This is a genomic window from Nocardia otitidiscaviarum (assembly GCF_007362295.1).
GTDB classification, from domain to species: Bacteria; Actinomycetota; Actinomycetes; order Mycobacteriales; family Mycobacteriaceae; genus Nocardia; species Nocardia otitidiscaviarum.
The window spans coordinates 7604212-7617410 of the sequence record NZ_CP041695.1; the positions used below are offsets into that span (position 1 = coordinate 7604212).

16 protein-coding genes are annotated in these 13199 nt (G+C 63.1%); 12 read left to right on the forward strand and 4 right to left on the reverse strand.

What is annotated here, in order from left to right; genetic code table 11:
• The first annotated feature begins 98 nt into the window (after positions 1-98).
• On the forward strand, positions 99-1310 hold the full coding sequence (locus FOH10_RS34220; protein WP_244961493.1) for a cytochrome P450: 1212 nt from the start codon (positions 99-101) through the stop codon (positions 1308-1310).
• Between the two features lie 79 nt (positions 1311-1389).
• The gene (locus tag FOH10_RS34225) at positions 1390-1968 is read left to right on the forward strand and encodes a TetR/AcrR family transcriptional regulator (protein WP_043599538.1); all 579 of its coding nucleotides are present in this window, start codon (positions 1390-1392) and stop codon (positions 1966-1968) included.
• On the opposite strand, the gene FOH10_RS34230 is transcribed toward FOH10_RS34225, so the two are convergent.
• A complete protein-coding gene (locus FOH10_RS34230; RefSeq protein ID WP_143983715.1) occupies positions 1952-2689 on the reverse strand; it encodes a helix-turn-helix domain-containing protein in 738 nt (245 codons plus the stop codon). The genes FOH10_RS34225 and FOH10_RS34230 overlap by 17 nt on opposite strands.
• 695 nt (positions 2690-3384) lie before the next feature.
• Between FOH10_RS34230 and FOH10_RS34235 the strand changes: the two genes are divergently transcribed.
• A complete protein-coding gene (locus FOH10_RS34235) occupies positions 3385-3582 on the forward strand; it encodes a hypothetical protein (RefSeq protein WP_143983716.1) in 198 nt (65 codons plus the stop codon).
• Positions 3583-3682: 100 nt separating this feature from the next.
• Here FOH10_RS34235 and FOH10_RS34240 read toward each other — a convergent pair whose 3' ends face one another.
• Positions 3683-3937 (reverse strand): helix-turn-helix domain-containing protein, encoded by a 255-nt coding sequence (locus FOH10_RS34240; protein WP_186000660.1) that lies wholly within the window; start codon positions 3935-3937, stop codon positions 3683-3685.
• A 140-nt stretch (positions 3938-4077) separates the two neighbouring features.
• Here FOH10_RS34240 and FOH10_RS34245 point away from each other — a divergent pair, with 140 nt between their 5' ends.
• From FOH10_RS34245 to FOH10_RS34255, 3 genes are all read left to right on the forward strand, one after another.
• The gene (locus FOH10_RS34245; protein WP_143983718.1) at positions 4078-4635 is read left to right on the forward strand and encodes a hypothetical protein; all 558 of its coding nucleotides are present in this window, start codon (positions 4078-4080) and stop codon (positions 4633-4635) included.
• Positions 4636-4720: 85 nt separating this feature from the next.
• Complete coding sequence (locus FOH10_RS34250; RefSeq protein WP_143983719.1) at positions 4721-5458, forward strand: alpha/beta fold hydrolase; 738 nt, start codon at positions 4721-4723, stop codon at positions 5456-5458.
• Position 5459: 1 nt separating this feature from the next.
• Positions 5460-6131: a hypothetical protein gene (locus FOH10_RS34255; RefSeq protein WP_143983720.1), complete on the forward strand. Its 672-nt coding sequence runs from the start codon at positions 5460-5462 to the stop codon at positions 6129-6131.
• Positions 6132-6135: 4 nt separating this feature from the next.
• Here the strand turns inward: FOH10_RS34255 and FOH10_RS34260 are convergent, their stop codons facing one another.
• Positions 6136-6333 (reverse strand): DUF397 domain-containing protein, encoded by a 198-nt coding sequence (locus FOH10_RS34260; protein ID WP_143983721.1) that lies wholly within the window; start codon positions 6331-6333, stop codon positions 6136-6138.
• Complete coding sequence (locus FOH10_RS34265; protein WP_143983722.1) at positions 6311-7126, reverse strand: helix-turn-helix domain-containing protein; 816 nt, start codon at positions 7124-7126, stop codon at positions 6311-6313. The genes FOH10_RS34260 and FOH10_RS34265 overlap by 23 nt, the downstream gene beginning before the upstream one ends.
• A gap of 170 nt (positions 7127-7296) precedes the next feature.
• Between FOH10_RS34265 and FOH10_RS34270 the strand changes: the two genes are divergently transcribed.
• The 6 genes from FOH10_RS34270 (at position 7297) to FOH10_RS34295 (ending at position 13198) form a co-directional block, all read left to right on the forward strand.
• Entirely contained in the window at positions 7297-7494 is a 198-nt protein-coding gene (locus tag FOH10_RS34270; protein ID WP_143983723.1) for a hypothetical protein, read from the forward strand.
• 1215 nt (positions 7495-8709) lie between these two features.
• Entirely contained in the window at positions 8710-10977 is a 2268-nt protein-coding gene (locus FOH10_RS34275; RefSeq protein ID WP_221937906.1) for a nucleotidyltransferase family protein, read from the forward strand.
• The gene (locus FOH10_RS34280) at positions 10964-11215 is read left to right on the forward strand and encodes a hypothetical protein (protein WP_143983725.1); all 252 of its coding nucleotides are present in this window, start codon (positions 10964-10966) and stop codon (positions 11213-11215) included. Before FOH10_RS34275 ends, FOH10_RS34280 begins: the two co-directional genes overlap by 14 nt.
• 570 nt (positions 11216-11785) lie before the next feature.
• Positions 11786-11995 carry a hypothetical protein gene (locus FOH10_RS34285; RefSeq protein ID WP_143983726.1) on the forward strand — a complete coding sequence of 70 codons (210 nt, stop codon included), beginning with the start codon at positions 11786-11788 and terminating at the stop codon, positions 11993-11995.
• Complete coding sequence (locus FOH10_RS34290) at positions 11996-12292, forward strand: hypothetical protein (protein WP_143983727.1); 297 nt, start codon at positions 11996-11998, stop codon at positions 12290-12292. It abuts the gene before it with no gap.
• A 285-nt stretch (positions 12293-12577) separates the two neighbouring features.
• On the forward strand, positions 12578-13198 hold the full coding sequence (locus FOH10_RS34295; RefSeq protein WP_143983728.1) for a hypothetical protein: 621 nt from the start codon (positions 12578-12580) through the stop codon (positions 13196-13198).
• Position 13199 lies beyond the last annotated feature (1 nt).

A 13199-nucleotide genomic window follows, 5' to 3' on the forward strand; every position in this document is an offset into this window, starting at 1 on the left:
ATCGGTTGCGGGCGACCGTAGCAGTGTGTGTATTTCGGTTTTGAAAAATTCTCAGGTCAGATGTGTGATGTGAACGACATTGCACCGCGGGAGGATCGATGTTGGATACCGCCAAGCGCCACGAATTGGCTCTGCTCGCCGCCGGTCAGCCCTGGCTGCCCGCGCTGTTGCTCGCCGGCCGGCTGGCCCGCCCCATCCGCAAGGTGCCCAAGCTCGGCTGGTTCGTGGCGGACCCGGCGGTGGCCCGGCAGATCTACAACGATCACGCGCACTTCAGCATCGTCTCCGAGGGGGCCGCCGGGCACTGGTGGGCGCAGGTGATCGGCGACTGGGTGGAGGATCTCTTCGAGGGTCCCGGCCACACCGAGTTGCGCGACAAGGTCCGCGACCTCTTCACCGCTAGGCACACCGAAGACCTGGTCGAACGGGTGATCGGCCCGGCCCTGCGGGAGCTCGCGACGGACCTGGCCGCCGGTCGCACGGTCGATATCGCCGAACGCGCCCGGGTATTGGTGGGCCGCAGCGTCTCCGATCTGGTCGGCATGGGACCGGCCGACATCACCGCCCTGTTCACCGACGGCACCCTCGACGGCGATGCCGACGAGCCGTTCCGGGTGCTGTTCGAACATGTCGAGGAACTGGTGAATCTCGGCATCGGCACCATGGCGTCAACCACCCTTGATCCGGTAGCGCTGGACCGCGCCCGCACCCTGGCCGCCAAGCTGTCGGCCTCGGTCCCCGCCGCCTACGAGCGCGCCGACGGCAATACCACCCTGGGCCGTTGCCGAGAACTGGGTCTGCCGGTCGAACACGCCTCGGGGCTGGCCATTCTCATGGCGGTGGCGGGTACGGACACCCTGGCCAGCGCCATGGGCCGAATGGTCGCGCTGCTGCACGACAGCGGCGAGCAGCACGCCCTGCTGGCCGCGCCGGACCGAATGCCCGATGCGGTGCGCGAAACCCTGCGCGTCACCAGTCCCGCCTACCTGGTGGGCCGTTCGGTCACCGCCGATGTGGAGGTCGCCGGGCGTCGCCTCGTCGCGGGCGAGCATGTCAAGATCCTGACCTGGTCGATCAACAATGCCGTCGGCGATTTCCGGGTGCACCGCGACTATGTCCCCGCAACCCGTCAGCTCTGGTTCGGCGGCGGTCGGCACCTGTGCCTCGGCGCACAGCTGGTGCACTCCGAGCTGTCGGCCCTGCTGCGCGCTCTCACCGCCGCCGGACGTCCCTTCGAGATCGTCGAAAGGCGTTATCGCCGAAAGGTATTCATCCCCACGTACGAAACCCTGCGGATCCGGCTGACCTGAACGCCAACTACCGCTCCGCATGTTGTACTCTGACTGTAGTGTTTTAATCCGGAGTGCATTTCGAACGGAGTGATGCCAGGTGGTGCGCACCAATCCCGAACGCCGACGGGCACTGCTGGACGGCGCGATCGAGGTCCTCGCCCGTGACGGCGCCCGCGGCCTGACCTTCCGCGCCGTCGACAAGGAGGCGGCGGTCCCGGCGGGCACCGCCTCCAACTACTTCACCAACCGCGACGACCTGCTCGTTCAGGTGGGCCACCGCTACTACGAGCGTCTGATACCCAGCGACGAGACCATGGCCAAGCTCACCCAGGCCCCGCGCACGCGGGAAACCATCACCGAGCTCATGACCGAAGTGGTCGACCGCATCACCAACTTCCGCACCGGCTATATCGCCCAGTTGGAACTGCGCCTGGAATCCACCCGCCGCCCCGAACTCCAGGCCCTGCTCACCGAGCGGGTACGCGCCGATATCGACTTCAATATTCGCAACCATCTCGATTCCGGTATGCCCGGCGACGAGGACACGGTGCTCCTGCTCTACCTCGCCCTCAACTGGCTCATTCTCGAACGCCTCACCCTCCCCGGCATTTTCAGCGAGCAACGGGCGCGCGAACTGGTCACCGTCGCGGTGGACCGGGCTATCGGCAACGACTGAATTCCTCGGGAATCAACCGGAACAGCCACCACGGCCGAGCGGGCAGCTCCGGGGTGTAGAGGCGCACCGCCATTCGGCTCACCCGCCGACTGCGCACGTCCCGGATATGGAGACTTTCCTCCGGCGAATCCGGCTCGGGTAATCCGCTGTTCCAGAGTTCTTCCCACTCCGGTGCGACCCGGCACCGTTCGATGATCTCCTCGACACTGCGGTCCGGGGTGATGACCGAGGTGAACATGCGCAGCCCGTGCTGGAGGCGGTGCGCCTCCCGGTGCCATTCGACCATGACGGTGCGCGCGTTCGGATCCAGGAACATCCATTCGACGAAGTTTCTTCCGGCCCGCATTCCCGGAAAAGTCCGCTGGTAGGCGGTATTCGCCGCGACGATGGTGAAGGTCGGCATGAGATAGAAGCTGGCCGGATGGTCGAGGCTGGCCAGATCGGCGAGGTCGCTCGGCGCGGGTCCCGCGGATTCGGTGTGCGGCACCCGCCCGAACACGCTCGGCAGCACCAGGCCGAGGATATGTCTGCGATAGATCGGCGGCACGGTGAGCTCGTCGAACAGCACCTGCAGGGTGTTCAGCGTGGTGGTCCGAGTGCCCGCCTCGATCTTCTCGATGAGCGAGACCGATACGTTGGCGCGCGCGGCGAGCTGGGCCCGACTGAGTCCGGCATCCAGTCTGCGTTGGCGTAGGTATTCGCCGAACATGTTGTTGACCAACGGATATCACCTCTCGGTTGGCATCTCTCGGTTCCTGTCGCGGGTTCGCTCACGGATTGTGTGGATGGCGACCGTTGATCTCCCATCGCCCACTCCCGGATAATAGAACATATGTTCGAAGCATAACGATTTAGGTGCCGTGACCTGCGTGTCGGAGGTCGCGTCACCACCGTGGTCGGGGTGGAAGGCGGTCAGGTGGGCTGGTTGGATGTGTGTATCGGAAACCGAATCGGGTGGGCGATGACCGCGGCGGGGGTCGAGGTCGGCGAACTCGCGGGGTGTATCGGAGTCGCGGACTCGGAGTTGATCGACCGAATGGCACAACCGGCGTCGTTCACGCTCGCGGAGTTGATTCGAATGTCGGCTCCGTTGGGGTGCAACGCTTTCGAACTCTTACCCTTCCCCGGTTGTCCGTTGATCGCACCCGGCGAAGTGTGTTGTTGCACAAGGGGTACCGCGAACCATCGGCAATCGTGACCGGTGCGGGATGTCGGCCATGGATGTAGCGAATCACCGTGTAACAGAGCGTCTTTGAAGTTCCTTTAGCTCGGCTATGGGTTATAAATACGTGGATTCCGGCGGGGAGCCTGTTCCTCCCGGAATCCGCTCGAGGTTGAGCACTTGAAGGTAAGGGGAAACTGATCGTGGAAATTGGCTCGATGCCCGCGTTGATGGCGCAAGGTGTGTGCTCCGCGATGGCGCTGCGATCCGCCATCGGTGGCGATGCCGCCGGCCGGGTCATCGATGGCAGTGCGACCGTCAGCGATGTGCTGATCGCCGCATGGGTGGGGCGGGCCGCCAATCCGGCCCAGGCTCTTGTCGACTACGCGCGCCTGTACGTCGGGGTTCCGGTGGACGAAACCGGAAAACCCGACGGCTCGCAGTGCGCCTGACGCATTCCGATACGGCCGCCGCACGCGCGACGGCCATGTACATGTACGGGTGGAGCGGTTCCCGCTCCACCCGCTGAGACGAACCGGTCGACGAGCCGCCTCAGTGCGGCGGCTCGATGCCCGTCGTGGCGAGTGCCACGAAGTCGCGCATGGATATCTCGAGCGCTTCGCAGAGCGCGAAGAGCTGATTCATATCCGGTGACCGTTCCCCGTTCTCGAACCGTTGGATGGTGCTGACCGACAGTCCGGTGCGGTCGGCGAGTTCCTGGCGGGAGAGCTGCCTGCGTGCGCGTGATGCCCGCAGCTCGTTGCCCACTGCGCGGTTGATCTCCGCAGCCGTCTCATTCAAGCCCATACGGACCATTCTGAGGTCCGAACGGCTCTGTCGCAATGACTTCGATCGTGTGACGCCCGCCCGCGTCGCGATTCCTGCAAATCCCAGGGAAATTCCGTTCGGGGTTGTTACAGGTCCGAATGGACCATATTGTGCTCCGTATGGAACAGTTGGATGTGCTTGTCGCGGAGCGTGTGCGGCGCGTGCTGTCGCAATCCGGCCGCGATAGCGACGACCTTGCTCGGTGCCTGGATCTGCCGGAGGGGGAGTTGCCGCTGCTCTTGGCGGCGGAGCGTTCCTTCACGCTGGCGCAGCTGGTATGTGTGGCCGATCTTGTCGACTGCCCTGTGGAGGCGCTGATTCCGGACGTCGACGCGCCGTCGGACGGCGCGCGGGAGGTCCGCACGCATCGGCTCGCGGCGTGTGAAACGCATCATTCGCAAACCCTTTGTGATGCAAATCACTCCGCTTCGCCCGCAGTTTCTCAGTCGTCAGGCAATCTCGCGGCTAACGCTCAGGGCCTGCTCGAATATGCCGCCGAAGGTATGCCGCGCCTGACCGGATTCCGCGAGTGGCGACCGGCCGTGCCCGGCCTGCCCTACCTCTCCGGCGCCGAGCCGCATGCCGTCGCGGTCATCGTGATCCACGACCCGCGCGACGGCCGCGTCTGTAGCGCCACACTCGTCGCTTCCCCCGACGGCGCCGCGGCAGCCCGCTGACCCCCTCTCCGCCGCTGCCCACGGAGCGCGCATCCGCGTGTTCCGTGCTCACCCCTGCCCGCTCTGCAGAAAGTCCCCACCCGCCATGACCGAATTCTCCGAGAAGATCGACGTGCTCATCATGGGCGGCACCTGGAACCCCCACGGCGAAGGCGTCACCGCCGCCTTCGCGAACGCGCTCGACGCCGCCCGCTTCACCCCACGCATGGTTCCCTACCCGGCCGACTACGGCCGCCAGGTCGCGTTCGCCGACAGTCTCGCGGCGGGCCGCCGCGCGCTGCTCGAGGCCATCGAGGCCACCCCGAACCGTGTCGTGCTCGCCGGATACTCCCAGGGCGCGGCCATCGCCGGTGACGTGGCCGCCGAAATCGGCAAAGGACTCTGGCCGCACCTGGAGGTGGCCGCCTGCGCCCTCATCGCCGACCCGCTGCGCCCGGCCGGTCAGTGCGTCGGCCCCGAACCCGGCGGCTACGGCATCGCAGGCCAACGCTGGATCCCCTTCATCCCCGCGTATTGGGCTGCGGCACAGGGTGATCCGATCACCGCTCTACCGCCCGGCAATGCGCTGCGTTTGATCGCCGACCTCTCCGAGTACTTCTGCCTCGCCGACCGTGAAGCCATGCTCCGCTGGGGCCAGAGCCTGTTCGAGATCGCCGCCCACAAACGCCTCCAACGCTGGTGGTCCCCCAAGAACTGGACAACCTGGACCGGCGTCCTCGCCTACACCCGCGGCTACCTCCTCGACGGCCGCCACACCGACGACTACATCCGCCACGGCCACGCCGCCCGCCTGGCCGCCACCATCAACCGAGAGGTGGCCTGACATGACCCCCGACCACCTCTACCTCTCCCACCAAGCCATCCGCGACCTGGACCGCCTCCTCCGCGAAATCCCCGATCTCTCAGACGATCTCGCCGACGCTATCGCCTGCCGCACCCGCCTCAACGGCCCCACCGAATACCGCCTCCAACCCCGCTCCGCCACCCAACCCCTGCCCTACAACCCCGCCGCCTCCCAGGCCGCCGACCACCTACACGCCACCCTGGTCTCCTGGACCCGCCTGATCTGCGAACAACGCGCCCTCACCTACACCGCCGGAACCACCACACCGGCACTAGCCCGCTGGCTCCACCGCAACCTCATCGCCTTCGCCATGACCGAAGGCGTCGAATCCGCCCCCGCCGACATCGCGGCAGCCGTGGATACCGCAACGAGAATCGTCTGCCCACCGGCCCGCGATCGCCCACTCGATGCCGCCCAACTCGCCCAAGCCCGCCGTACTCGCCTCAGCGCCTCCGGAATAGCCACGCTTGCAAGGGAATTGGGCGACGACTACGAGAGTCTGACCGTACGCAGAGTGCAGACACTCCGCGACGCAGGCCGCATCGGCCCGGTCCCCGGCCCGTGGTCACCGGACGTGCCGGAGCTGTTCGTGGTGGGGGAGGTGCTGGACGCGCACCTCATTCACCCGACACGCCGCCACGCGGCGGCATAGCGGATCAGAGACCGGCCAAGTCGTCGAATTCCCCCGCCTTGCAGCCGCGTAGCCACGCGGCGAACTCGGCTTTGTCGAATGCGATGGTTCCCGCTTCGGGTGCGTTGCTATTACGAACCAGCACAAGGTTTTTCGTTGTCGCGACCTCTACGCAGGTCTCGCGGTCGGTGAAGCTCGACTTACGCCATGCGAGGTCTTCCATTGGTACTCCAAGCGTCGGCCAGCCTGCTGATGAACGCAGCGGACTCTCTCGGTGCCAAGGCTATCCGACACGCATGGTCGAACGACGCGACGAAGTACGCGACCTCGTCGGGCTCGGATATGAAGTACCCACCCCCATACCCCTCGAGGTGCACTCGAGGTTTGCCCCACTGGTGGTCCATGATGACGAAATCGTCGAGCCGTCGGGCCGCGTACTGGCCCGCATCATATGTCGTCACCCGAATGGTGACATTGGGCAAAGATGCCAGCTCAGCCATAGTAGCGAGCTGTTCGGCCATGACCGCGCGGCCTCCGACCCGGAGTCGCAGAGCGGCTTCGGGCTGAATCACGTCGACCTTCAGATCGCCGCTGCGGATCCGGCGCTGTCGGTAAGCACGCTGCGCGACCGTGTCCTCGAGGAATGTCGCGGATGGGGCAGTGAAGAAAGCGTGGCGAACGATCTCGCGCACATAGGCCGCCGTCTGGAAGAGCCCGTAGACAGCGCGCGGCTCATGTGCGCGCAGCACCGTCGCAGACTGTTCCATCGCAAGGTAGGTGTCCAACCAGGCGGGCATCTCGTTGACTCGGAGCGGAAGGCTGCTCAGCATCGCGTCCAGTTCGCTCATGCTGACGCCCAGCGCCTCGGCGTAGCGCACGCGCTGTGTGGGGTGCGGCGTGCTCTCGTCGCGCTCCCACTTCCCCAGCGTGGTCCGGTCGACACCGACCAGACCGGCGACCTCCTCTTGTGTTCGGCCGGTCGCCTTACGTGCGTCGATCAGCATATGGCGTCGCACAAACACATCATAGCCACCTCATATAAGCCGTGGACTCGCTTCCCGCGAACCCGCATTCTGAACTCGAGCACCCGCCGCCGGGACGAATACCGCGCCCACACAACAGCACTGACCGACGAGCCACGGTCCGTGCACCCGGCGCCGGGTGCTCCCTGCCCCCGGAGGTCCCCATGGACTACACCCTCTCGGAACTGCTGGCAATGGCCGCCCACTCCGAACCCGACACCCCCTTCACCGTCGACCAGGCCCACGAGGCCATGCGCATCCACCGCGAATGCGCCGTCTACCACTGCCCCCGCAAAACCGCGGCCTTCGAAGCCTTGATCGAGGCGGGCCGCATCGTCCCCGACTCCTCCCGGAGGTACTGATGACCGCGTACCTGCTCCTCACCCTCACATCCGTACTGCTCTTCAGCGCAGGCTATGTCGCGGGCCGCCGCGCCGACCGTCACCGCCCTCCGGGCCGCCACCGCCACGACCCCAGCCGATCCAGCCAACTACACGTGACCCAGCTCCTAGCGTCCGCCGCGGTCCTGTAAACACGCTTCTACCAGGCACTTTCAAGAAGTTTCAGATTCAGTGTTGACTTCCGATCACGCTTAGGTGAAGATTGGTGCAGCGCTAGAGCTGCGCCCAAATCCCGGAATCTCCGGACACTCCCGCGGCAGGAACCTCAATCCTCCGAACGGAACTCCCGAACCAAAGCCTTCGCCCCGTGCGACGCTCCTAGGGTTCCCGTTCCCGGATTGATACCCACCGCAACGATTTCCGTCGTTCGCGGTTGTGCCGCACACATTGATCCGAGCCCTCGATCCCTCTCTCGGGATTGGGGGCTCGGTCATTGGAGCACCTCTCTGCACAGGGCGAGGCATCATGTTTCGCCCAATCGCCGTGAACCGCTATCGAAGGATCTGCTTCGCTGTCGGCTTATCCCCTCGGACGCAACACCGCAGGAGGAGTACTCACGTGGTCTCGCGGCTCGTACAGGGCGGAAAGCTCTAACGATACTCCAGGAAAGGTCTACCAATGCCCGATAAGGAGATCATCGGGTCAATCCGCGATGGTGATGTAGCAGGGAACCGAGGACGTGTGTATACGTTCTCTGGGATGACCCCGGTTAGCGCGGTGCGCAAGCTGGCGAGGATCCACGCTGCTAACGATCTGGAAATGGACGCTATGCGAATGGGGCGGACGTCGTCGCGCACGGTCGGTCCGGTGCTGAGAAATGTCAACGGCGGCGGCGATTCGGTGCAGACGTTTCCGCCGCAAGTCGCCCAGCTGTATCCGGGCCTGGTTCCCGATAGCCGGCCGAACGAGGGCCCGCGCATTGGTACTCCAGGCGACTACCTCGAACTACCAGTCCCGCCGCAGCCTGGCGAGACGGGTTCCACACCTCCGGCAAGCTCTTCCAATCGTGCGGTAACACCACCCAGTCCATCGATGACTGAGCCGGCTGCTGACACGTCTTTGAGCCCAGCGCCCATGACGACTGAGGTTGGGGACGTGCCGCTGGAGATGCGGGTTCTGTTGGGATTCGAGCAGCCTACTCTAGAGGATCGGGGTTTACTGCCCGATCTTCCGACAGTGAATTACGACCCTGGGCAGTTTCCGGATGTTTCCGGTCGCGAAGTCGGAGCTAAATGGACGGAGCCCCTTCTGGAAGGAAGTACTGCGCACTATTCTATCCCAGAAGGTAACGGCCTCAACACTGTCGATGTGGTGATTGTCGATGCCACCGGTACTGTGGTGACTCGTGCCCGGATCGTGCGAGCGGTGACTGGGCCCGGGTATCGCCGGTGGCAAACCGACGCGAATGGCGTCGGATCGTACTTCGAAACCAGCGATCCTAAGCTGGGCGGATACGGCCAACATTTTGATGTAGGTGTCTCAACGGCGGGCCCACCGACTGCGGAGTTCGAGGTTGGGCCTAACTGGGAATGGGTGCGTACACCATCTTATGACGAAAACGGGAACCATATTGGTTACGACGTCGGTGTCCGAAATAGTGACGGGCTATACGATAATATCCATTCCGATCTGCTGGGTAATCGATGGCTCACTCTCACAACCCGAGTTGGCCTAGGTGCTCTCGATTCTAGGCTCGCCATGCAGATCGACCATAGAGGCGATGGTTGGTTTATAGATGGCGCTGGGAAAGAGTGGACCGTATTCACCGACAGTAGCGGTCAGCTCGGAATGCATAGAAACTTTGAAACGCGTGCAGGCGTTTACAATCTCCGGTTCCATCACACCGGTGTGATCATAGCTGAGTTTACAGGTACGAATGGCGAGTGGTATCGAGATTGGATTAAGCCTGACGGGTCCTACACACGCATGATGTCGAATCTGTCCACTATCAGTTACAACCGAGCAGGACGGCAGATCGGGCGGACCACTCGACCAGATGAGCAGCCCTGGTGGGCGAAGTTGCTCCTTGGTAGTGCGCATTTTGCTGTCGGCTTCTTGTCCGCTGCCGGAGATGTAATCGCTTACCCGTTCAGACGAGGCGCATACGACCCCATGAGGACTATGTCCTCAATACGGGTTACCGATACCGGTCTGATGACGACATATCAGCCCCCCAACAGGGAGGTTCGGCTCGCCGAGATCGGATCCGCGGCTATCTCGCCGATCATTGCCCTGCCGCGCTACCTTGGCGGAGTTCTTGCCGACAACATGTACACCCTCTCGTCAGTACAGGTCACGGCGACTGGGTTGGCTACTACTTATCGACGACCCGATCGCGAAGCCAGACTGGTTACTGATCTCACTGGTATCACACCTCGTGAATGGTCAGACGATCCCTGGGGTGGTACAGGTGCTGTGCTCACGATGATAGCCTTCGGATTCATAGGACCGAAGGGAGGACGGTTTAGCCAGCCACGCACGGCGCGGGGGACGAACGCATATATTGAAAGGGAACTTGCGAACCATCCCGAGGTCGCCGACATTGTCAAGCGTCTTGTGGCAGACGCGGCCCATCCGCTTGATCTGACCCGCGATCTCGCGGATCCGGCGCTAAGAGCGGCGACGTTACGGATACTGAGTGAACTGTCGGAAGGGCGAGCATTGCGTGACCAGCCGCTCGCAGAGTTCCTTCAAAAGAACCCTGGGAAAGGCCCGCTGTTCGAACCGATCCTGGCGGAGGTCAATCTTATGCCCGATGGGCGCAAGCGGCTGAATGTCTTTGTCGACCAGAGCAAGCGAACTGATCCTGCACGCGCGATAGGAACAGAGCTGAACAATGTGCAAAGGGCCGCGCTCGTCGACTATGGTGAGGTGTTGCGGACGAAGGTCGAACCTGCTGTGGAAGCTGAACTAGCTCGGTTGATCAGGGGACTGAACGGAGCGACTACCAACATCCGCACCAAGCGCCCGTCAGGTATTCTGGACAAGGTCCAAAGGATGGTCCGAGGGCATGGAGGGCGGGATCCACGTCCGTATTATCGGGTCGGTGACGTCATCGACGCCGTTGGAGCGCGGATCACGGTTGAAAATGTCCAACAACTCACCGTGTTGCTTAGTCGGGTGCGACAGCATTTCGGAACGGGAGACAATGGTAGGATTCTTGAGATCGAGAATATGTACGCGACTCCCAAGAAAGGGAACCCGGAGTATCGTGTAATTCCGGTAGTGATTCGGATCGATGTTGACGGTATCTCGTATACATACGAGCTTCAGTTGACTACGCGGAGGGCCTCCATAGCGGCAGATCTCAACCATAATACGATCTACAAGCCCTATATTGAATTGTCGTCCTCGGAAAGAAGTAGTGTGAGTAGGATATTTGCAGAAGCTGCGGCTTTAGATCAACTGCAGGCTTCTAGGAGGAGTGCCGATGGAAATCGATGAGACTCGCCGAAAAGTTTGCCTAGTACGTGTCCTGGACGGCGATGACTGGGTGGCGGCGTTTGTTATTGACGGTCGCGACTACGATACGGTTGAAGATTACGAGCGTGCCGTAACCGAAGCGGCTCGTGCTATCGATAAGCACTGGATCCCAGCGGAATTCGAAACAAGCTATATCCGACCTGGCGAGCCTCGCTTCCCTCAGCCAACGTGGGAGAAGTACCGAAAGTCCCTTGAATGACGGCTGAAATGGTTGACGACCCCTCGGTGTGTGTAGCGATTGGTCGCTATCTGTCAAAGTTGCATCGTCACGGTTCTGTGAATCTCATTCCGTCAGGCACTCTAGAAGAGGATCAGATCGAGCATTGATTTCCATCCCTTCTTAGGTGAAGATCGGTGCAGCGCTAGATCTGCGCCCAATCCCGGCATCTTCGAACGCTACTGTGGTAGGAATATCTGTACTTCAAAACGCCATCCCGAACCAAAGCCTTCGCTAACGTGTGACGCCCGCAGCGTGCGGTCCTCGGATTGACTTCCACTGCGACTAAATCACATCGACAACAACAAAGCCGAACATCCAGATCCGCGCCCTCGATCCCGCCTCCGGGATCGGGGGCGCGGTCATTGGAACACCCCTTCGAACCTGCGAGGACCCTCATGATTCTCGGCCTGTCCATCAATGAATGGATCACCATCGGCATGCTGATCGCGCAGCTGATCGCCGCCGTGGCCCCACTGATCCCGTAACCACCCGGGCCCCTGCTTTCCAGAGCGGCACCGGGCCCCGTAGTACTTGTTGAAAGGAAATACCATGCGACTCAACAGGGTTCCCGAACCGGCTCTGGTGCGCTCCATCCTCGTAGCCCTCTCCGGCGTAGCCGCCTACCTCCTGGGCCGCCAACTGAACACCGACTGGATCGAAGCCGCCCTCACCCTCTACGGCCTGCTCACTCCGGTCATCGCCGGGGCGGTGATCAGACCGGCCGTCACCCCAGTAATCCGGACGGACGGTGAGAGCTGAATGCAGTCATGGCTGAACCCAGAACTGGTACAGGCCATCGGAGTAGCGGTCGCGACCGTCATCGGCGCGGTAACCGCGTGGCAGGCAAGAGAAGTCGCCAAACTCCGTGAACGCGTCGCCGCCCTGGAAGACCAGGCCGCCAGCGACCACCTCCGCTTCCGCGACGCGATCCGCCTGATCCGAGCCCTCCAACGTCACATCGACGAACTACTCACGTTCCTCCGCCTGCACGTCCCCGGCCAGGAACCACCCCGGGCGAAATATCAGATCCCCGCCACTCTCGAAGAAGAGATCTGACGCCCCAACTGTGACGCCTTCGCGTCCAATGCCCATGCGGCAGGCCCCCGAAACCCTTCCACAGGTTACCGAGCGGGTTCAGAGCCCGCCGCATGCCCGCCCCCAGCGCGCCGCGTCTCCCGCAGGTGGTCCGCGGTAGCAGACGTCCGCCGCAGCGCAGGGGGCGCAATGGTCCCGCCCCCGGAACGTCCCCTCACCTCCGGGGGCGGGACCCCACACCTTCGATTCCGAGCCCGAGCCGGCTCACGATCCGTCATGCCCACATCCGGAAGGCCCCGAATTCCCATGTCCGACAAGGAAATCATCGACTCAGTCCACTTCGGGACCCAACCCCCGCCGCAGTCGAACTACGTGAAAACCGACACCGGCCAACTGGTCACCCCAGAATTCCTGTCCTTCCTCCAACACACCCTCACCGGCAAGCTCGCCGACCACCAGCCCGACACCGCCCTCGACCCCCAGGTCCGCGCCCTGGCCGAAGAACTCTCGGTCATCCACCTCCCGGAATGGCACAGCGAGGTAGGCCGAAAACTGGCCGACCCCACCGTAACCAGCATCAAACAAGCCACCCGAGTAGCCGAGTACCTCGTCAAACGCGGCGTCCGAGTCCACCCCGAACTCGAAGAAATCCGCTGGACCCCCACCCCCGGCGGTCCACCCGGAGCCTTCGACACCGGCATGCACATCACCAAGGACACCCAAGGCAACTGGCCCACCCCCGACCCCGAGTCCTACTACGACCTGGAACAAATCCAAGTCAAACAAACCGACGACGGCCTCTGGTGCGCCACCCACCCCCGCGGCCTGTCCGCCGAAGCCCCCACCAAGACCGACGCTTACGCGGGCTTGGTCGAGCAGCTGCGGCAGCGCATCGAACAAGCGCGCCTCAGCCGCCGCGAGGAGTGAT

What these genes read in the sequence shown, in the direction of transcription:
- FOH10_RS34220 (WP_244961493.1), top strand. Translation starts at nt 99, where the DNA reads ATGTTGGATACCGCCAAGCGCCACGAATTGGCTCTGCTCGCCGCCGGT.
- FOH10_RS34295 (WP_143983728.1), top strand. Translation starts at nt 12,578, where the DNA reads ATGTCCGACAAGGAAATCATCGACTCAGTCCACTTCGGGACCCAACCC.
- FOH10_RS34270 (WP_143983723.1), top strand. Translation starts at nt 7,297, where the DNA reads ATGGACTACACCCTCTCGGAACTGCTGGCAATGGCCGCCCACTCCGAA.
- FOH10_RS34280 (WP_143983725.1), top strand. Translation starts at nt 10,964, where the DNA reads ATGGAAATCGATGAGACTCGCCGAAAAGTTTGCCTAGTACGTGTCCTG.
- FOH10_RS34290 (WP_143983727.1), top strand. Translation starts at nt 11,996, where the DNA reads ATGCAGTCATGGCTGAACCCAGAACTGGTACAGGCCATCGGAGTAGCG.
- FOH10_RS34255 (WP_143983720.1), top strand. Translation starts at nt 5,460, where the DNA reads ATGACCCCCGACCACCTCTACCTCTCCCACCAAGCCATCCGCGACCTG.
- FOH10_RS34245 (WP_143983718.1), top strand. Translation starts at nt 4,078, where the DNA reads ATGGAACAGTTGGATGTGCTTGTCGCGGAGCGTGTGCGGCGCGTGCTG.
- FOH10_RS34260 (WP_143983721.1), bottom strand. Translation starts at nt 6,333, where the DNA reads ATGGAAGACCTCGCATGGCGTAAGTCGAGCTTCACCGACCGCGAGACC.
- FOH10_RS34285 (WP_143983726.1), top strand. Translation starts at nt 11,786, where the DNA reads ATGCGACTCAACAGGGTTCCCGAACCGGCTCTGGTGCGCTCCATCCTC.
- FOH10_RS34250 (WP_143983719.1), top strand. Translation starts at nt 4,721, where the DNA reads ATGACCGAATTCTCCGAGAAGATCGACGTGCTCATCATGGGCGGCACC.
- FOH10_RS34240 (WP_186000660.1), bottom strand. Translation starts at nt 3,937, where the DNA reads ATGGGCTTGAATGAGACGGCTGCGGAGATCAACCGCGCAGTGGGCAAC.
- FOH10_RS34235 (WP_143983716.1), top strand. Translation starts at nt 3,385, where the DNA reads ATGGCGCTGCGATCCGCCATCGGTGGCGATGCCGCCGGCCGGGTCATC.